This is a genomic window from Brasilonema octagenarum UFV-OR1 (assembly GCF_963888615.1).
GTDB lineage: Bacteria > Cyanobacteriota > Cyanobacteriia > Cyanobacteriales > Nostocaceae > Brasilonema > Brasilonema sennae.
The window spans coordinates 33,489-53,842 of record NZ_CAWPKW010000170.1; the positions used below are offsets into that span (position 1 = coordinate 33,489).

Consider the following 20,354-nt stretch of genomic DNA (forward strand, 5'->3'; position numbering starts at 1 on the left):
ATTGAAATATATGAAGAAATACAACAAGAGGATATGTAAACAAAAAGATGCTAAAAAACTGGAAGAATAAGATAAACTGTCAATGCCTAAAGGGCAGGGTGTAAAAATATAAGGTTGTAACGGCAACGCCTAGAGCGCTCGCGCCCTTACACCCCCACTCCCCTATCCCGCTAGTTCTGGTCACACTGAAAAACTGCATACAGCTAGGGGCTATACTACTTGCGCTTCCCTGGTTTTCTTCCAGGTTTAGGAAGTGAATTTTGTCCCTCCTGTACACTCATCGGCAAATTGCGCTTAGCCTGCGTAGAGGGCATCTTCTGAATAACTTAGTTGCCCCCCCATCATGCTCAGTGTTGCGGCTATACTTTCTTAAGTTACACTTTAGCGATTACTTGTTTATGTTTGACATTCCTGAAGTTCCCCAAATTTTTCCTCTTGCTGCAATTTTGTTTAATTTTTTATTTTTACTAGTAGCAATCCCTATCGAAGCATATGTCTTAAATACAAGGCTAAAATTCGACAAAAGAACGAGCGCTTTTTATGGTATCTCTATCAATGTCTTTTCTAATGTGATTGGTTGGATCATCTTTTTCTTTGTAGAGCCAGCATTATTACCAAAGATGAAATCCGAATTAATAACTTTTGTTTTCTTCAATCGCTTACAAACACCTGGCATACAAACCTTGCTCATTTTAACGGCTTTTATCATTTTCTTTGGCACTTTTATAGTTAAGTATGCTCTTTTAAGAGTCTTGTTAATATCATTAAGTGAATTCAAAAAAGCTCCTCCAGAACCTCAAATAATACAACGACGTAATTCTCGTTTTGCTTCTAAGGGTAAATGGCAAAATACAAATATAGTGACTACTATACTTATAGCCAATGCACTCAGCTATAGTTTAGTCGCAATTATCTTATTTGTTAGATCTGTGAATACATAATTGTGTTTCAGTTGAATTATCAACTACAATCACTTTTATTGAATTGGAATTAAATAAAGGAGAAAATATGCAATTAATAAGGGATGCATTTGGTCTATTTGGAATTGTTGAAAGCGTTTATGAGCGTATAAAAAATTTCCTGATTCCGCCAAAAGCCTACTCTTGGCAAACATTAATTTATTTGAGTCTTTTTTCTTGGTTAATGTCATCTCTTGCACTGGGATTAGTCAAAGACTTAATAGCATTTTGCGGTTGGTTATTTCTGATTTTTGGTACTGCTTGGTATACGACGGATAACCCATTATATGTTCCAGGGACTAATCTGCCTATAGGAGCACTGATTACTGGATTTTTAGTCAGTGTTTTTGCCTTCGGTTATGGAGAAAGCGTTTTAACAACAAGAACGATTGTTCTTTGGCCAACGATTTCAGCAATCATTACTGCAATTCCAGAATTTTTTGAAGGATCTGGTGTAGATGCAAAAACTCTAATACCTAAGATAGAAGATCGCCAAAAAATGATTATTTTAGTTGGCAGTTGTATGGTAATTAGTTGTTGGCTGCAATTCTTTTTTTTGACACAGAATTGGTTAAAGCAATATCCCAGTCTTACAGTAGACAATTATCAGAAGAGTGCCTTTGTTACTAAAACGGTATCAACAGAAAAAATTCCACAAAACGGCGTTTTAATTCTAGATAAAATTAGTCCAAAAGTGGAAGACCAATTACGTGGCAAACCTTGGTCAGAAGCAGAACAATGGTTATTCAATGCACGACGAAATGTGGGTGACTTAGGCAAGGAGGTTATAAACAAAGAGTTGGTAGAATATGAAGAAAGGTTTTTATGGCATGTTGAACCCCGTGTATCTAACGTTAAGGGGGGGGGATACAAACTGGATCTGCTAAGTATCTGGGATGGTCCTAGTTCTAATGCTCGTGGATATTACTTAGAAAAATCTTGTCGAGTTGATCCAGTGTTAACATCTGGAAGCACCTCCAGCCAAATTGTTAGGAAAACGGAAAACAAAGATGCGATCGCCGAAACAGAATGCGGCTCAAAAATTTCATTTTTTGCTGGTTCACCACCACCGCAGCAGTGAGGAGTTCGGACAATAAGATTCGGATAAGCACTCTTGAAAAAACTCGGTTTTTTGAAGAAACAGAGTTTCTGTGATCAACAATTACTTAAAAAAAGAAGATTTGAGGTTGGTGAATAGTTCCGTCAGGCATGATAGCACCTTGTAGTTTTGCCCCCGATAAATTTGCCTCCCAAAGGTTTGCTTCATTCAAATTTGCCTCTATGAGATTTGCCCATGTCAAGTCAGCAGCAGTTAAGTTAGCTTGATTCAAATTGGCTTCTAGTAACCTTGAACCACAAAGCTTTGCAGCGGTAAGATTGGCTCTTACTAAATTAGCTTGAATGAGTGATGCTTCAATTAAGTTAGCTTCAGTTAAGTCGGCTTCGCTTAAGTCAGCATCACACAAAGAAGCTGCCCATAGTTTACTTCCACATAACTTTACTCGCCATAAAAAAGCTCCACACAAATTTGCATAACTTAAATCAGCATGACTCAAATTAGCTTCACATAAAGAAACTTCATATAAATAAGCTTCCCGCAGATTGGCTTGCATTAAATTTGCCCCACTTAGATTGGCACCAGTGAGGATTGCATGACTCAGATTAGCCCCGCGCAAATCTGCTCCGATCAAGTTCATTCCACTTAAATCAACTGCTCTCAAGTCGATACCACTTAAGTCGCATCCACTCAAGTCCCTTTGTTGAAAACATTGATCTGTAATTTGATTGAGAATGAATTCGTGTTTTTCAGCAAAGTTTCTCATGGTATTGACCTCTGGGTGTAACATATCCAAACTGCGGATACCGAAAATCACTGCATTTTTGAGATTACACCTCAGAAGTATATAAGCTGAGTTAAGAATTTAGGAAAAATTCCCAAAAATTCCAGTAAAATCAGCAAAAGCCTTATTATGCAAGCTTTGAGTTCTTATTCATGTCAAAAGACTCTGATAAAGGTCACAAAAACTTGATATTTTAGCAAAGCAGTCCCAATTGTTTATTTATGGGAATGTATTCTGTAGAGTACAAGGGCGCAGCCCGTTCTGCGTTCTGACAACTGAGCTTGTCCTAAGTAGCAAATAATCTAGACAAACATAGTCATTCATTTACAAATATCTCCCGTATTTTTAATCAATTCATCAATGAGACCTCTTAGCTGTTCTTGCCAGTCAGGAATGGCTTTTAACTTTTCTTTAACGCCTTCGCGCACTTTAAGACAGACAGGAGACTTGTCAAACGGCTCTTCATTGAAAGGAAGCGCACCAAGTTTGTTTTTTCTTTGAAAAGTCATTGAAAAACTATTGGATGTTGGTATACTAACAAATTTAGCACAAACATTGAGGTTGCTCAATGCTTTTATCCATCAAGACTAAGTTGAAGCTAACAGCAGTTATTCTTAATCCTGACTCCTGAGTTCCTTCTGGTAAAATTTTTGGCATCTACTGATTTGTCCTCTCTCCCGTGATGAGCTTTAGCCCTGATTTTACACAGCAGTCGCCTGACGCCACATTCTACCCTGCCCGGAGGCGTTCCGCCGAAAACGTGCCTTGGGAACCCCTGCAAGGCGATGCTCTCCGCACAGAAGTGGCTCCGGAGGAAGACTCTCCCGCAGAGTTGACTCACCCTGACACTTCCTTCCCTAGCCTTATTTCTCCCACTGTAAGTGCTGACATACTTCGTACACAAACTCCCATAAAATTGGGAATTTTGGCTTCTGGAAGTGGCAGTAATTTTGAGGCTGTTGCTCAAGCAATCAAAGACGGGCAGTTGTCCGCCCAAATTCAAGTTTTAATCTACAATAATCCGGACGCCTATGCCGCAGTACGGGCAGCAAAGTGGGGTGTCCCTGCTGTGCTTCTCAATCACCGCGACTACAAAAGCCGTGAAGATTTGGATAGACAAATTGTCCAAACTTTGCGGGAGTATGATGTGGAATTGGTAGTTATGGCAGGTTGGATGCGACTGGTAACCTCAGTTTTAATTGATGCGTATCCTGACAAGATTATTAATATTCATCCCAGTTTGTTACCTAGTTTTAAAGGTTCACGTGCAATAGAACAAGCCCTTGCCGAGGGGGTGAAAATTGCTGGTTGTACTGTGCATCTTGTTTGTTTAGAAATGGATAGCGGTTCTATTTTGATGCAAGCAGCGGTACCTGTCTTGCCTGATGATACACCAGAAACACTCCACGCGAGGATTCAAGTTCAGGAACATCGGATTTTGCCAGCGGCGATCGCCCTTGTTGCCTCAGGAGATTTCTAGAACAAGCCTGCCTCCTCTTCCTCACCCAACAGCGGAACTGCACAGAGTGCGCTTGGAGGCAAGTGCATTTTTGTGATTCGCCCTTGCTGCACAATCGCAAATTGGAAAGTTGTCTATTTTTGCCACACGATCAGTTTAAAAGACAAAATTCCTTGAATTATGTCTTCAAGCAATCTTTCTCTACAATCTTGCGATGTCGGCTAAATAATCATCAAACCAAAATGAACTTTTTTTATCCTGAAAAACTAGAAGACAAAATTCCTTTATTTAAGACAAGTTGACTAATTGAAACCCATTGAATTTATCTTTCATCTCGCTAACAATAGATGCAAGGGTGAAGCAAGAGCTTAATCCTACTAACTACAAATTCAGGAAAAATTTATGTCTAAAATCACAGTTTCCGACCTGGCATTCGACTCCAAATCCTTTATCAATGAAGTAGCTGAAACAGAGTCTTCCTCTGTTAACGGTGGTAGTGAGGCGCTAACTTTTGCGACCAACTTCGGTCCCTACACACTAAAAATATTTGAAATTTTGCAAAATTCATTCTTGAAGGGTACAGGAATTTTCGCGATTGCTGAACTAGCGAAATAATGTAAAGAACTAGTTCATTAGTATTATTTATAGAGATAGGTTTTACCTATCTCTATAACATTCATTATTCCCAAAAAGTATTATCAGTAATTAATTTTGATAAATCAAAAAATCACAATGGCTAAAATTACAATTTTTGATCTCAATCCGACTACTTGCCAAATTTTATCAGAATCTGAAACTTTTTTAAACGAACTATCTGAAGCTGAATCTGCATCTGTCATGGGTGGTAATCCTTTTAGTATATTCGCAAACACGTTATTAAAAGCATTTGCAGCTTATCTAATTTACCTCATAGTGACAGATAGTAAGTTGAAAAGATGATAAGAAAATATCAATAACTCAGAACTGATACACCATATACTAGAAACTCGGTTTCGCAGAAGTTACCGAGTTTTTCTGTTCATAATTCATTGAGAATTGGTGTGAATGAAATCATTAACCAAACACAATTAGCATCTGGTTAATAAAGAATACAAAATTCCAATTGTCTTAAGCTAGCTTCAGTAATTCCTGGACTGTTGGAGAATAGGAATCTGATTCAAAATGTGGAATAACTTCTATTTGCGCGATTTCTTCCTTTAACCAAGTGGAAAAAAAATCGCTCATAATCTTCAAGCGTAACTGCTGATCTAATTCCGGACGGATGATTTCCTCAACCCTCAGGAGATGGACTCCTTGTGTGGTGACAATGGGTTTGAGTAACTCAGGAGGATTGGCGACAAAGACCGCAGCGGCAATATCCGGTTTAAAATCTTTACGAGGTCTTATTCCACGATATCCGCCAGTACGGCGAAGTTCTGGATTTTGGATGTGTTGACGAGTCATATCTTGGAAACTCATTTCACCTTCAGTGAGTGCATAAAAAAGTTCCCAAGCTAAGTCTTCATCATCTAATATAACTTCGTAGGTGACTGCTGCTAAATAATCCAGTTGGTGTTCATAAAAGAATGATTCCACTTTATCTGCAAATAAATGATTCGCTAACTTGGCAGATAGCAGGTTAATTTCGGCTAATTGTTCAAACTCTTCTAAGGAAAGATGATGTTTTTGTAGCCACGTCCAAGTATCTTCCGCTTTCAGTAGGTTATTCGCTGTCCGCAGGCTATTGGCTGACTGTTGGAGTTCTTGTACTTCTACTTTAATACCTGCAGTTCTTGCTGCATCAAAAATAATTTGGCGTGTGGCGATCGCATCTAATAAACCAGGAATCTGGCAAGAAAGTTTCAGTTGTTCTAGCATTTCTTTACCAGACACGTTCAACACTTTTAACATTATCTAATTCCTCTAATTATTAACATTATTCCTTCGGAACCTCACCCTGCCCTGTCGGGCATCCCTCTCCTACCCTGCGGGAAGCCGCAAAGCCTCTATAGCAAGGAGAGGGAAAGATAAAAGCGAGGGTGAGGTTTTGAGCGTGTGTACACCGTAGCCTTATCATTGGTAACTGATAACTGTTAACTGGTTAACTGTTGGCTAAAGCTCTAAACCACCTTTTTGCAGCTTTTTAAACGGATCTAAAATGAAATCAATTACGCGCCGCTGACGAACAATCACTTCTGCTGTTGCTGTTTGACCAGGGGTTAAGGGAATATGTTTGTTACCAGATTGGATATCAGGCTGATTCAAGGATATTTCCAACTCAAAAGTTTCTATTTTGCCTTGGGGAGTTTCCTGAATTTTGGAGTCTGGTGAAATCCGAATCACACGCCCTGGAACAACTCCATAATCTTGGAAGGGATAGGCGTCAAATTTGATTTTGACTGGCATTCCTAATTTCAAGAAACCACTTTGTTGACTAGGCATATTGGCTTTAAGTACAAAGGGAGTTTGTTTAGGGGCAATTTGGGCAATGATCTGACCGGGTTGTACGACGACACCAGGCTTTTTGATCGGTAAATCAAAAATGACACCATCAACGGGCGATCGCATAACTCGTTGTTCTAATTGCAGCTTTAAGGAAGCGATTTGGTTTCTGGTTTGAGCAATTTCTGATTTCAGAGTAACAATTTGTGTTTGCAAGTCTTTCAATTGTTCCTGATTTTTAAAAACAGCTAATTTCCCAGCTTGAATAACACTTTGATAACTGCTTTGACTCTCTTGTAGCCTCAGTTTTGCTAGCTGAATATCTGTCTGGGCTTGGCGCATAGTTGCCTGATAGCGGTTTTGTTCTTCTTGGAAGCGTAGCTGGGCTTGTTTGATATCCGATTGCGTTTTTTGGTTGAGTCGTTTGCTTTCTTCTTCTTCTTTTCTGAGTTGGTCGATTTGATTTGCGGAAACCGCACCATCCTTCACGAGTTTGCTAAAGCGTTGGACTTGTTTTGAATCTATACTCAAACGAGTTTGGGCTGACTTTTGGTCATTCTGAGTGCTGTTAATCTGCTGCTTAGCCTGATCTACTAAAGCCAGTTTTTCCAATTTTTGTAAGTTATAGGTACTCTGTTTTGCATCCAGATTTTGCTTTGCCTGATTAACTTGGGCAATTTTTTCTGATTCTTGGGATTGGTTTTGTTGTTCTTGGACGCGAATTGCCAGTAGCAATTGGTTTTTGATGAGTTCGAGTTGTGAGTGCCGATTTATGAGTCCTTCTAGCTTTGCCTGCACCTGTTTGAAGTCGGTTTGCAGTACATCTGACTGTAGTTCTACCAGTAACTGTCCAGCTCGAACTTGCTGTCCTTCTTTCACCCTGACAGCAGTGATACTGGCGGTGACTTGAGAATCTAATCTTTGTGTTGCGCCTAGTGGTTCGATACGTCCTCTAGCAGTTCCTGTCTCATCGACTTGAGACAGCATTGCCCAGGGTAAGGCGATCGCACTAAAACCTATCAGCAAATACAGCAAAGAACGTGTCCAAAGACGAGGTAAAGCATCTAGTAATTCCTCAGTACCGTAAAACCAATCTTTGGCATTAACTCCTACATTATTATTTTCCTTTACTACATTAGGTGAAGTGCTCAGTTGCTCATCATCGGTTGAAGTGAATGCCGATGATGAATTATTAGATGGATTAGCCATAGCTTAATTTCAGTTATCAGTTATTAATTAGCAGTTATCAGTTATTAATTAGCAGTTACCACTATTTATGATTGATTACTGGTAACTGTTCACTGATAACTGATTTAGCCTACTTGAGCAAGTTGTTGTTGATTGAGGTAGTAGTAATGACCTTTTTTGGCGATTAATTCTTTGTGAGTCCCGCTTTCCACCAACACACCTTGATCTAATACCAGAATCAAGTCAGCATTGCGAATGGTAGAAAGTCGATGGGCAATAATCAAGCTGGTACGTCCTTGGAGAATTGTTTTCAAATTGTTTTGAATAATCCGTTCTGATTCCGCATCGAGGTGACTGGTTGCCTCATCGAAAATTAACAACCGGGGATTACCTAGTAAAGCGCGAGCAATTGCTAGACGTTGGCGTTGTCCACCAGAAAGCATTCCGCCGCCTTCACCGATTTGGGTTTCGTAACCCATTGGTAATTGCTGAATAAATTCGGAAGCACCTGCAAGATTCGCTGCTTCTGTAATCTCTTCTAAAGTGGCTTCTGGGTGAGCGATGCTAATGTTTTCCCGAATGGTACCACCAAACAAAAAGGTTTCTTGATCGACAACACCAATTTGTTGTCGTAGCGATCGCATCTGAAGAGTCGTCACATCATGTCCGTCAATCAATACTTTGCCATTTGTCGGGGTATATAAACCCAAAATCAGCTTGGAAAGAGTTGTTTTCCCAGAACCGCTACGCCCTACAACCGCTACAGTTTGCTCAGGCTGAATTTCAAAACTGAGATTTTCCAGTACGTTAATATCACTTTCTGGGTGATAGCGGAAAGTCACATCACGAAAGCGAATGTAACCCCGCAGTCTTGGCAAAGATTGGCGTGGTTGATGTTGTAAGTCTTCTTCTGGTTCGGCGTCTAGAACATCATTAATCCGTTCGGTGGAAACCATCACCTCTTGTAATTGATTCCACAGTACTGTCAGGCGTTGGAAAGGATGAATGATGTTACCCAACAACATATTGAAGGCTACAAGTTGCCCAATTGTCAGTTGGTTGTGAATCACCAGCCATGCTCCAAACCATAGTAATGCTGTATTTGCCACTGATTCGATGGTAGAACTGAGAACTTGCAGTTGGTTAGCAATGACTTGTCCGCCAAACATTTTTTTAATCAAATTATTTAGCAGTTCTTCCCAATGCCAGCGCACCGTCTGCTCAATTGCCATTGAGCGAATCGAGCGAATTCCTGTCAGGGCTTGAATTAAATAACTGTTCTCGTTGGCTAAAGCATTAAAAACTTCACGGTTGATGCGGCGAAAAAAAGGTGTAGCAACCAGCGCCAGAATAAAAAATGGCGGCACAATCAACAGCACTAACAATGCCATCTGCCAGCTATACCAAAACATCAAACCCACATAGATAAACACCGTCAGTAAATCAAGAATGATTGACAGTGCTTCGCCAGTCAGGAAACGCTGAATTTTTTGGTTTTCTTGAACGCGAGAAACAATATCGCCGACGTAACGCGACTCAAAGAAGGCTAGGGGAAGGCGGAAGGTATGTTTGATAAAACCTACCATCAGGGCTGTTCCAATCCGGTTCGCTGTATGATCTAGCAGGTATTGTCGCAGTCCGTTCATGGCGACGCGGAACAAACCAAAAATCAGCAACCCTAACCCAATGGCAGTTAAGGTGAGGGTACTTCCCTGGACAATCACTCTGTCTAACAGTAACTGGGTGAACAGAGGCGTGACTAGTCCAAACACCTGGATAAATACGGAAGTGATGAAGACTTCCAGCAGGACTTGCCAATGTGGTTTGACTAACTCCCAAAACTGCCAGAATGGTGTACTCGCTTCTTGGCTTTGTTTGAGTTCTGCTGTCGGTTGCACTAATAAGGCATAACCAGTCCACCCTGCTTTAAACTCAGCATAAGTCAGGGTGCGTTGACCGATAGCAGGATCGCCGACAATCACCTGTTTAGCAGTGATTTCGTAGACGACGATGTAATGCTTGCCTTCCCAGTGGGCGATCGCTGGTAAGGGTTGTTGTGCCAATTTGTCCAGGCTGGCTTTGACTGGACGAGTCGCAAAACCGATACTTTCTGCTGCTACTGCTAAACCTTGTAGAGATGCCCCAGTGCGCCTGACGTTAGCTAAATCCCGCAATATATTGATGCTAAAGCGCTTACCCCAATAGCGACTCATCATCACAAGGCACGCTGCACCACAGTCTGAGGCACTTTGTTGTTCAAAAAAGGGATAGCGTTTCGTCAGGTGTGCCCATAAATGTCCTGCTTTTACCTGAGGGCTAGGGAAGTAGACACGTCGCTGTCGCTTTTGTTTTGGGGGGGCGGCTTGCGAGGGAAATGGAATGACTTTCCTGCTATTGGTACGTCTTTGTGGAAATGAGGTGTGAGGCGACGCTTCGTTTTCCTCAGTTGTGATTTGTCTAGAATCAGAGGCAATCAATTCTGTTAATTGGGGCAAGTGTTGCACTGCTGCAAGCCAATCAGAATTGGGCAGACTGTACAGAATTGTTGGTTGAGTCGCCTGCCAACTACCCTGTTGTGGAACAGCATAGATTTTGCCTGGAGTCAAACAACTACCGTCAGAACGCTGTAGTTTGCCTCGATGTAGCAGCCATAACTTAGTATCTTGAGCTACATCAATTTCTTGAAATTTCTTTAATGAAAGCCTTTCAAACAGGGATAAGGCTTGAAATATATTATTGACAGGTATCTTTGGCTGTTGGTTTTGATACAACAACTGCAAATCCCAAAGTTCTGCGTTTCTCAACAGGCGATCGCGGATTTTGGGGTATTTGTCCATCAAAATCTGCAATGCATCTGCGCTGATATAACAGAGTTTTAAGTTATGTGAAGCTCTAGCAGCGTAAGGAATAAAGTCTTCTTCTGGAAACAGAGTCACCTCACCAAATGATGATCCTGCTGCAAGAGTGGAGATTAAGTTAAGAGAACTATCCAGCAGTCTCACTTTACCCGCAAGAACTATATAAACACCCGGCTTAGAGTCTGTTGATTGCCAAAACAACTTTGCTACGGGTGGTTCGACAACTTCCACTTCTTTTAGACAATTCATCACTTCCTTTGGTGAAAGCTTCTCTCCTAAGAAAGTCATGAGTTGTTGACTCAGTTGTTCTTGGGAAAACCCTGATGACATAATTTTTCTTCCATCCCAAGAGTTAGTTATTAATTTGCATGATGATTGAATAACCAATGGAAATTAGGCTCATTGTGAGATTGCAAGTCACAGATTTTAATGCTGCCAGTTTCCTTGGTATCTTTAGTTGCTTGCTTTTTAGAGGAGCGTTTTTGTGTAGAAAGCCCCATTTGTTTTAGCAGGCGATTGATATGGCGATCGCTAATTTCAATTCCAAATTCAGTTGCTAAATGTTTGTTTAACCATTGAGATGTCCAAGAACTAAATGCATAGCCATATTTACGCGGACTATGACTAAACAATTCTTTTAACCTTTGGATATATTGATCGTTGACAATCTTCGGTCTACCTATCGGTCGTTCTTGCCATTTCTCCGCCAAACCTAGCTGTGCGACGGTGATCCAATACCGCGCCATCTCCTGAGAACAACCTAAAATCTTACAGATTTGGGTTTGCGATTTACCCACATCTGCCAGCAACATAATTTCTATCCTCCGACGGTATTCTGGTTGCAAATTAGCTTGCAAATTCTTCAACAAAACCTGACGCTGAGAAGGTGTTAAAAACTTGCTTTCATAAAAGTCAGAAATCTCAAAAATCATTACATTACCTGAATGTTTTAACAGAATTCTGGAGCAGTGATTGTCAAATTTAAGCAGGTGGAAAAATGCTTCCACATCTGTTCTGAAATCTCTTACGCTCAGTTATTACAGACGTAGAATCAATTTGTCTGAAAAGTACATCAGACAGGTAGCTGTTATTTATCTAATTAACTATAGTGGTTAGCAAAAAGATGATTACGTTCCTTGAAAAGAACATCCCAAACCAGGTTTAACTACCCCTGTTATGAAAGCTGCAAATGACATTTGCCAGGGGAAAAAGTAGCTATCGTAGGGGAGCCAGTGCGTTGGAGAGCCAGCGCTGCAGGAGGGGAGCCAGTGCGTTGCGGAGCCAGTCCTGCAGGAGGGTTTCCCTCCGTAGGGATCTGGCGTTGGGGTTCCCCCCGTTGTGGCGACTGCGGGAGGTTTCCTCCGTAGACGCTTTGCAGCTTGCCGCAGGCATCAGAACTTCGGAGGGTTCCCCCAAAGTCTGTCGGGGGAAGCAACCCAAGCGACGTTAGCGCAGCGGGACGTAGTCCGCTTTGACCGTTGAGGCGTCTGGCGTGGCGCAGAGAAAGAGAAGAGAGAATTTTATGAATGATTTAGGATTGCTATATTTTCTGTAACTGTCAAACAAGCTTTAAAACGAATGTTTCGCAAGCTTGAAGTTTCTTCTCGTGCTGAGTTCGTAGGACGGCTTTTTTCCAACACAAGGCTTTTCGCGTCCAGGGATGTGGTTTAACGCCTACGTTCCATATACCGGTATTCTGTAAGGTGGGCATTGCTCACCAAGATCTCAAATTTCTATCACATGGACTTTTCCGAGCAATCCCCACCCTACGATTTGTAGTCTTGATATTATCAACTGATACTTTTCTAGTAACTTTGGTAAAATACATAACTTTATTAAAAATATAAAAGCAGTTAATCTATTAATACTTTAGAGGGATGCGGATTTTATATCTGCTTTACCACGGGAAGCTGAAGTATGAAAAACTGGATAACAAGATTATTAATATATATTGCGTTATTCTACAACCTGTTGCTAGGAGCGAATGACGCGGCAGCTAACCAACTTTCAGATGTTTATGTACAGCAATTAAATACAATACCAGGAATGGAAAAGTTAGCAATTGCTGACAATATCTTTAAAGAGAATAGAAGAGACGATTTCCGAAGATTTCGCGAGATAATTAAAGGTGCAGAGAAGTTAGAGGGACTTTTTACGCTTTATCGGGCTAAAGATTCTGGCGAAATCTATTGGGAAATTAAGCCAGAACAACTCAACAAAAATTACTTGGGTATTGTAACTTTGGAGTCAGGCGTTGGGGAAAGCGGACTATATAGTGGACTGCCGTTGCAAGATTTTCTGTTCTACTTCCAGCGAGTTAACAATAATTTGCACTTTGTCATTCGTAATGTGAAGTTCCGTACAGAACCTGGTCAACCAGAAGAGCGATCGCTTGCTCGTTCATTCAGCGACTCTGTTCTTTATGCAGTTGAAATAGTTTGTATCGACCCATACAGTAAAAATCTTCTTATTGATATAAATGACCTGCTGATGCAGGACTTTCCGGGATTAACTCCTCTATTAAAATATTTTTTGCAAACTGAATATCAGTTAGAAGAAAGTAAGTCATATTTGGGTGATGTCAACAGCTTTCCTTTCAACCTAGAGGTTGATTCGATTTATGGTTTCTCATCACCAGAAGGAGCAAATTTAATTACTTTACCTGACAGCAGGGCACTCACCCTGAAAGTACATTATAGTTTTTCTCAACTCCCAGAAAACAACGGTTATATTCCCAGACTTGCTGACGACAGAGTTGGATATTTTATTACTGCTTTCCAAGACTTTTCTGGCAATCATAGCAAAGAACCATTTGTACGTTACATCAATCGTTGGCATCTGGAATTATCTGATCCAAATGCTGCTTTGTCTCCACCTAAAAAACCGATTGTGTTTTGGATTGAAAATGCCGTACCCTTGGAATATCGCGACGCAGTTCGTGAAGGCGTTTTGATGTGGAACAAAGCATTTGAAAAAGCCGGATTTCAAAACGCCATTGAAGTCCGCCAAATGCCAGATGATGCTGATTGGCATCCCGCAGATGTGCGTTACAATACGATTCGCTGGTTCAATTCTCTAGATGCAGGTTTTGCCAGAGGACCAATGCGCGTTAACCCATTCACTGGGGAAATATTGGATGCAGACATCATTGTCGATGCCAATATGGTGCGTTCACTTCAGCAAAATTATCACACATTAATAGAAGCAAATTCAGACGATCTCTACTCCACGAGTATCTATGCAAAGTCTAGGGTTGAAATGAACCAGCCTTACGCGACTGGAATTGATAAATCAAGAGTTGAAAACAGAGAATCTTGGTCTAATGATTCTGACTTTTACTACAGTATGGAGTCATCTTTTCAAGCCGCAATGGGAGCGTTAACGCTCTCACTCGTGCAAGATGCTACACCAAGTAGTGACCAAATGAAAAAGTACGTACATCAATATTTACGTTCTCTGATCGCTCATGAAGTTGGACACACCCTTGGTTTACGCCACAATTTTCACGGCAGCACAATGTTAGCACCTGGGGAATTAAACGACACACAAATCACTCACACCAAAGGTTTGGTAGGTTCAGTGATGGATTATCTACCTGTGAACATAGCACCACAAGGAGTACACCAAGGCGATTATTTTCCAGCGGTTATCGGTCCCTACGATGAATGGGCTATTGAGTACGGTTACAAAAGATACTCAAATCTCATGGTTGAAGCAATGACTCCTGTTACTGAAAAGCCCTTTTTAGAGCAAATTGCTTTAGCGTCGCCTCAACCAGAATTATCCTACGCAACTGATGAAGATATCTCGGATATCAATCCTCTAGCAAATATCTGGGACATGAGTAGTGATGTGTTAGTTTATTCTCAATGGCAAATGGATAATGCCCGCATGATGTGGCAGCGTTTGGATAAGGGTTCTCCATTAAGAGCAGAAGGTTATGGTGATCTACGTCTGTTATTTAACAGAATACTCAACTACTATTTCCGTAACGCCACCTTGCTGACTCAATACATTGGTGGGCAGTCTTTTAGGCGTCACCATGCTTTAGATCAGACTCATGCTCACTTTGTACCAGTTCCTCTAGAAAAACAACGTCAAGTTTTGACAAATTTACATGAGTATGTGTTTGATAAGAATGCGTTCAGTTTCTCTCCACATTTACTAAATCAATTAGCACCATCACGTTTTTCACACTGGGGTAACCCCATACCTATTTACCGTCTCGATTATCCAATTCATGAGCGGATTTTGTACATCCAAAGCGTGATATTGCGAAGCTTATTAAGTGGCGATCGCCTAAATCGTTTACGGGATATAGAACTAAAAACTTTGCCTGGGGAATCCCTGACAATACCAGAACTGTTTGACACATTGCAAAAAGACATTTGGACAGAAGTTTTCACTTCTGAATCACATATGTCAATTTCTAGCATCCGCCGTTCCCTGCAACGTGAACATCTGAATATCTTACTAAGCATGGTGTTGCGTAAGACTTATGTGCCTGAAGATGGTCGTACAATAGCTTGGTATGAATTGCGTCAATTGCACAAAGCAATCGATGCTGGTGTTAAACAATATAGTGGTAAGTTGGATATTTACACGCTGGCTCACTTGGAAGAAAGTGGCGATCGCATTACCAAAGCTTTAAATGCACAATTGCTTTCATACTAACAAACGACTCATCACTCATGAGCTACTTTCCATTCATCAATGTTCCAGAAAACTGACCCTAAACTAGAATATTTGATTGGCTCGATGCGATCGCGCACTGCCTGAAATGACATAGGATTCACTAGGCAAAACACTGGCAACTGTTCGGCAACAATTTGCTGGAATTTGTGATAAATCGCTTTGCGCTTGTTCTCATCTAGTTCTTTGGCTCCAGCGCTGAAAAGATTGTCTATTTCCTTCTCCCAATCAGAAACAACCCACCCTTTGAGCGGTGGTTCTCCTGGTTGAGTACCTTGGTTGAATTGATGAAACGAGCCTTGGCTTGTCCAAAACAACGATAGAAAGTTAGGTTCCACATCTGCACCAGGAACGCCAAATGCACCGACATAACAATCCCAATCTCGACTGGAGAGCAACTTTTTCAGCACGACGTTAAATTTGACGACCTGCATATCAGCTTTAATACCAATCTGGCTTAAATCTTGTTGGATTTGCACAGCCGCATCTATTCGAGACTGATCTTCTGATTTCACCAGGAGGTTGAATTGTACTCGGTTCCCATCCTTATCTATCAATTCTTTTTGAGAATTGTACTTGAAACCAGCCTCTAGCAACATTTGCTTTGCTTTGTGTGGATTGTAATCGTAAACCTTTAACCCTGCTGCTGGTGACAGGTAATAAGGACTTTGCACCGCTATAGGTGAATGTTGTACTTCACCTAGCCCTTGATAGATATTAGTTTTCATCCGTTTGCGGTTGATAGCATAGGCGATTGCTTGCCTAAAAGCCAAGTTATTAAACCACCGAGACTTAATTGGGTTTACAAAAGGTTGTCCTTTGGCATTGCGAGCTTCATTAAGATTGAAACCAAAAAACGAAAAATTACCATCGAGTCCACCGTTATGTATAGTGTATTTTCCTCGCTTTTCTTCCTTCTTCAGTAACCTGAATACTGATGGTGTTACATTCAAGCTATCCAGTTCCCCTGAGCGAAATTTTAGCAACTGATTGTCAGTTGATGAAATAATTTGCCAAACAATGCGTTCAATATAAGGCTGAGGATTTCCGTGAGCATCTTGTCGCCAGTAGTGGGGGTTGCGTCGTAAGATGACTCGCTCGGCTGGAGTATAACTTTCTATCAGGTAGGGACCATTGCTAATAATTTTTTTAGGAGGAGTGTTGGTTCCCCAAGTTGATAAAAATTGAGGATTGCCATTTGCATCACTGGTTAGCACAGAGGAGCGCAATGCATGAGCTGGAAGAATTGCCAGTCTTTCTATGTTTCTCAAAAAAGGAGCAAAAGGTTCTGGTAAGGTAAACTCAATTCTCCGGTCGTCGAGTTTCTGCACCGTTGGAAAAGCTTCTTTGTTGCCAATACGCAGAAAATCTCTATATATAGTGGGAATTTTTTTGTTGAGGTAAATATCTCGATAAGTAAAAATAATATCATCTGCTGTCAGAGGTTTGCCATCTGACCACTTTAACCCTGGTTTGAGTGTAAAAGTAATTCGCTGGCGATCAAGAGAAATTGACCAAGACTCTGCCAATCCTGGCTCCAATTTATTAGTTAAAGCGTTTTCATCAATCAATCCCTTGTAGATAAAAGGAAAAATACTATAGGGAGAGTCATTAATGGCATAGTTAAAGGTAGCTGGGTCACTCGGAGAAACTAAAACGACTTGAGATACTTGAGCCGAAGAGGTTTTAAATTTGCTAGGGTAACAACCTGCTAGCAGCAAACAACAAGACAGTGCCAAAGCAACCACCAACTTTAGAGGTCGAAAAACAGCAGCAACCATCTCTAATACCAAATTGAGAAAGGATGTCTTGTTTCACCTACAGCAATGAAGTATTGGAAACCCTATGGGAGCGCCAGTTGTCTGCTACGCGAAACCGGGACGCAGCTATTATACCTCGTAAAAAAGCCGGAAATCAGCGCTCGCGTTCCCATACTGTTTCGTCTCATTTCATATCATGTCCGGTTGAATAGTTGTCCGCAGCGTTCGCGTCAGGTATTTGGCAGCCTCTATTGAAGAAGTTCAATCAAATGACCCAGATAAACAGTTGGCAGCTGGAAATCTCAAACGCATGGCTGAAACATTAAAAACTATCAGCGAATCTTCGGCATCTATTAAAAGCTTATGGGAGAATGTAAAAGCAATACTCATGCAACTATCCACTTGGTTAGGTATCGCTCAGAATTTCTTCGGAGAGTAGGACTAACCTATGAACCAGCCTTTGGATCACAAAAGCAATCTACCATCTGCGCAACAGCCAGGAATTTCACAGCAAGTTGATGGTTCCACATTAGGTGGTGGAATGCTGGCTGCAATCGGCGATGATAATGTCCAAATTGAGGGTGACAGCAACATTGTTACTTTTAACAAGACGGAGATTTTACAAATAGCTTAAGTCCTTATCCCCAGCTTGTAAAAGCTACAGATAAACATCGTCCATTCATAGCTGAGATGCAACAAGATGAGTTGCGGTTAGCAATCGAACAGCCTGCGGCTCAACATGGAGTCGTGTTTGAGGTGGGATTGGTGGAGGAAATCATCAAAAATGTACAAGGACAGGCACGATATTTGCCGTTGTTGCAATACACACTAAATCTACTGTGGGAAACAGAGGTTAAAAATCACGATATTGGCGATCTGCTGAAAGCAGCAGCGCTAGCCCCGAAGGGGGCGCTACGCAAACGCTATCGCACACTCAATATCAATACCTATCGGCAGTTGGGTGGCGTGTGGGGCGCACTCCACCAACGGGTTGAGAAAATTTACAACGACTTGACAACAGAAGAGCAAACGTGCGTACAACGCATCTTTTTGAGGCTCGTTGAGATTAGTGGGGATGAAGAATCGGCAACTGAGTGCAAAGCCGTTCTTAGACGGGCGATGCGATTTGAGTTTAACGATCCACTCGAACAAAAAGTGTTGACTCAATTGATTGATCAAAACTTGTTAGTCAGCGATCGTCAACCTCATTCTGAAGTCTCCACCGTGGAGATTGCCCAAGCACAAGACAAGCCACTATTATATAAGATGGATGGAATTTTGCTATAAAAACTCCGCAACTCTTCTGGGACTGCGGATATGTTAGGTTTTCTATCATAGCAAAGAAAACACTAAGGGTGTAGCGAATGAAAGACTCCACTAACCGCAATGGGTTGGAAATAACAGAAACTGTCTCTGTAGCGGGTTCTGTCGCTGGGTCGGTATTTGCAGTTTTTTCCCAGCAGCTGATCTATGCGGCTGCGCCCCTGAGTTTAGCCCTCTCGCTGAGCCTGATCAACCGACGCCGATTTGAGCAGGCGTTACAGGAGAATATAACTGCTGTCTCCTCTGAAATGGGCACTCGCGTCACACACGTAGGTCAGCAACTGTCAGCACAGATGCAATCGGTACGCACCTCAGTTGAAACTCTGTCTGCTGTCCCAATACCAGCACCCTTTGACCCCACTAACCTGGAGCAACAGATTGAGGAACTGAAAACAGCACTTATCCACACAAAACAGATTACCAGCCAGAGTGCCACCAACCAGGAAATCGAAGATTTTAACCAGAAAATTCAGCAGTTGCAAGCTTATGTGAGCTCATTGACAGAGGCATTTAACCAGCGCTCAGAGCTACAGCAAATAGAAGACTTAAGCCAAAGCACCGCCCAACTGCAACAGCAGGTTTCAGCACTGCCGCTAATACCAGCACCGTTTGACCCCACCGGGCTAGAGCAACAAATTCAGCAGTTGCGCCAAACCACCGCCCAACTGCAAGAGCAGGTTTCAGCACTGCCGCCAATACCAGCACCGTTTGACCCTACCGGGCTAGAGCAACAAATACAGCAGTTGCAAGCTTGTATGAGCTCATTGACAGAGGCATTTAACCAGCGCTCAGAGCTACAGCAAATAGAACGTTTAAGCCAAAGCACCGCCCAAGTGCAAGAGCATGTGTCAGCACTGCCGCCAATACCAGCACCGTTTGACCCCACCGGGCTAGAGCAACAAATTCAGCAGTTGCAAGCTTGTATGAGCTCATTGACAGAGGCATTTAACCAGCGCTCGGAGCTACAGCAAATAGAACAGTTAAGCCAAAGCACCGCCCAACTGCAACAGCAGGTTTCAGCACTTCCTCCCTACTTTGACACCAGCGATCTCAAGCAAGAAATTCAACAGATCAGAGCAGAACTCCAATCCCTACGCCAACAGGTAGAATCCTCAACCCCTCCTGCCGAAACAGTCAACGGTGGTCAAACCGGGTTAGCGCACCCAGAGCTTAATGGCAAACTCGCCAGACTCCCGCAACTGTTCAAGAGTTTCGCTCAGATGCAGCACCAGTTGGTAAAGCTACAGCGCTTAACTGCTAAAAGCGATAAGCGGAGCTTACTGCCAAAGGCAGATCGCACAACTGTGCCCCCGCAAGAGCAGTTGTCTGAACTATCCCCAATAACGCATCGGGTTGCTTCCTCAAACGGAACGCAATTGACAACCAGTCTGAAAAATCAACGCTTGAGTGTAGAACCACTCATGGCGATGGCTGAGGCTCGTGGCATTGGCAAAGAATTTCAGATGGTGATACAAGCAGCCAAGAAACACCATCTTACACTGAATCCGTGGCCTACTAACCTGATGATTAGTCCTGCGGCTCACTTGCTATGTACTGCGCGAAGAAATTCCTCTCAATGCCTGTTTATCATTTCGGGACAGCCTGCGATGGATGGAAAAGTCCGACTCTGGGTATCAACGCATGCGATCGCTAAATTTTATCCGGTTAGGCAACAAACTGTCACATCCCTCCTGGGATTTGATGGGTGGCGCGAGATGGATAAGGCACAGATAGAGGAGTTCGTCGCTAGTCTGAATCGGTTATTTGAAGAAGCCAGCGTTTTAATCAAACCAGGCAAAGTTGAGAAGCCTGGACTTTAATTAGCGCTATGAACCACATAGCAATAGTTTCAG

Annotated in this window: 16 protein-coding genes and 1 pseudogene; 10 read left to right on the plus strand and 7 right to left on the minus strand. The window is 42.0% G+C overall.

Going from position 1 to position 20,354, the window contains the following annotated elements:
- The first annotated feature begins 398 nt into the window (after nucleotides 1-398).
- The gene (fraC, locus tag AC5590_RS11965; protein ID WP_169264003.1) at nucleotides 399-941 is read left to right on the plus strand and encodes a filament integrity protein FraC; all 543 of its coding nucleotides are present in this window, start codon (nucleotides 399-401) and stop codon (nucleotides 939-941) included.
- Between the two features lie 67 nt (nucleotides 942-1,008).
- Nucleotides 1,009-2,040 carry a septal junction protein FraD gene (gene fraD / locus AC5590_RS11970; protein ID WP_169264004.1) on the plus strand — a complete coding sequence of 344 codons (1,032 nt, stop codon included), beginning with the start codon at nucleotides 1,009-1,011 and terminating at the stop codon, nucleotides 2,038-2,040.
- A gap of 85 nt (nucleotides 2,041-2,125) precedes the next feature.
- Here the strand turns inward: fraD and AC5590_RS11975 are convergent, their stop codons facing one another.
- Nucleotides 2,126-2,782: a pentapeptide repeat-containing protein gene (locus AC5590_RS11975; protein ID WP_169264005.1), complete on the minus strand. Its 657-nt coding sequence runs from the start codon at nucleotides 2,780-2,782 to the stop codon at nucleotides 2,126-2,128.
- Nucleotides 2,783-3,120: 338 nt separating this feature from the next.
- Nucleotides 3,121-3,309, minus strand: coding sequence for a hypothetical protein (locus tag AC5590_RS11980; protein WP_169264036.1), 189 nt, complete (start codon nucleotides 3,307-3,309; stop codon nucleotides 3,121-3,123).
- 323 nt (nucleotides 3,310-3,632) lie between these two features.
- Here AC5590_RS11980 and purN point away from each other — a divergent pair, with 323 nt between their 5' ends.
- The 3 genes from purN to AC5590_RS11995 all read left to right on the plus strand — a co-directional run bounded on the left by purN (nucleotide 3,633) and on the right by AC5590_RS11995 (nucleotide 5,198).
- Entirely contained in the window at nucleotides 3,633-4,280 is a 648-nt protein-coding gene (purN, locus tag AC5590_RS11985; protein ID WP_246163371.1) for a phosphoribosylglycinamide formyltransferase, read from the plus strand.
- A 381-nt stretch (nucleotides 4,281-4,661) separates the two neighbouring features.
- Entirely contained in the window at nucleotides 4,662-4,874 is a 213-nt protein-coding gene (locus AC5590_RS11990; RefSeq protein ID WP_169264006.1) for a hypothetical protein, read from the plus strand.
- 117 nt (nucleotides 4,875-4,991) lie between these two features.
- Complete coding sequence (locus AC5590_RS11995; protein ID WP_169264007.1) at nucleotides 4,992-5,198, plus strand: hypothetical protein; 207 nt, start codon at nucleotides 4,992-4,994, stop codon at nucleotides 5,196-5,198.
- Nucleotides 5,199-5,366: 168 nt separating this feature from the next.
- On the opposite strand, the gene AC5590_RS12000 is transcribed toward AC5590_RS11995, so the two are convergent.
- From AC5590_RS12000 to AC5590_RS12015, 4 genes are all read right to left on the minus strand, one after another.
- Nucleotides 5,367-6,149 (minus strand): peptidylprolyl isomerase, encoded by a 783-nt coding sequence (locus AC5590_RS12000; RefSeq protein ID WP_169264008.1) that lies wholly within the window; start codon nucleotides 6,147-6,149, stop codon nucleotides 5,367-5,369.
- 201 nt (nucleotides 6,150-6,350) lie between these two features.
- Nucleotides 6,351-7,889, minus strand: coding sequence for a beta-barrel domain-containing protein (locus AC5590_RS12005; protein ID WP_169264009.1), 1,539 nt, complete (start codon nucleotides 7,887-7,889; stop codon nucleotides 6,351-6,353).
- 104 nt (nucleotides 7,890-7,993) lie between these two features.
- On the minus strand, nucleotides 7,994-11,056 hold the full coding sequence (locus AC5590_RS12010) for a peptidase domain-containing ABC transporter (protein WP_169264010.1): 3,063 nt from the start codon (nucleotides 11,054-11,056) through the stop codon (nucleotides 7,994-7,996).
- A gap of 29 nt (nucleotides 11,057-11,085) precedes the next feature.
- The gene (locus AC5590_RS12015) at nucleotides 11,086-11,658 is read right to left on the minus strand and encodes a helix-turn-helix domain-containing protein (protein WP_169264011.1); all 573 of its coding nucleotides are present in this window, start codon (nucleotides 11,656-11,658) and stop codon (nucleotides 11,086-11,088) included.
- A 985-nt stretch (nucleotides 11,659-12,643) separates the two neighbouring features.
- On the opposite strand from AC5590_RS12015, the gene AC5590_RS12020 reads away from it, so the two are divergent.
- Nucleotides 12,644-15,400, plus strand: coding sequence for a zinc-dependent metalloprotease (locus AC5590_RS12020; protein WP_169264012.1), 2,757 nt, complete (start codon nucleotides 12,644-12,646; stop codon nucleotides 15,398-15,400).
- Nucleotides 15,401-15,411: 11 nt separating this feature from the next.
- On the opposite strand, the gene AC5590_RS12025 is transcribed toward AC5590_RS12020, so the two are convergent.
- A complete protein-coding gene (locus AC5590_RS12025; RefSeq protein WP_169264013.1) occupies nucleotides 15,412-17,199 on the minus strand; it encodes an ABC transporter substrate-binding protein in 1,788 nt (595 codons plus the stop codon).
- A gap of 217 nt (nucleotides 17,200-17,416) precedes the next feature.
- On the opposite strand from AC5590_RS12025, the gene AC5590_RS12030 reads away from it, so the two are divergent.
- From AC5590_RS12030 to AC5590_RS12045, 4 genes and pseudogenes are all read left to right on the plus strand, one after another.
- Nucleotides 17,417-17,617: a hypothetical protein gene (locus tag AC5590_RS12030; protein WP_169264014.1), complete on the plus strand. Its 201-nt coding sequence runs from the start codon at nucleotides 17,417-17,419 to the stop codon at nucleotides 17,615-17,617.
- A gap of 9 nt (nucleotides 17,618-17,626) precedes the next feature.
- Nucleotides 17,627-17,812 (plus strand): hypothetical protein, encoded by a 186-nt coding sequence (locus tag AC5590_RS12035; RefSeq protein ID WP_169264015.1) that lies wholly within the window; start codon nucleotides 17,627-17,629, stop codon nucleotides 17,810-17,812.
- A gap of 41 nt (nucleotides 17,813-17,853) precedes the next feature.
- Nucleotides 17,854-18,465, plus strand: a pseudogene (locus AC5590_RS12040) (nSTAND1 domain-containing NTPase); the annotation flags it as partial.
- 77 nt (nucleotides 18,466-18,542) lie between these two features.
- Nucleotides 18,543-20,321 (plus strand): hypothetical protein, encoded by a 1,779-nt coding sequence (locus tag AC5590_RS12045; protein WP_169264017.1) that lies wholly within the window; start codon nucleotides 18,543-18,545, stop codon nucleotides 20,319-20,321.
- Nucleotides 20,322-20,354 lie beyond the last annotated feature (33 nt).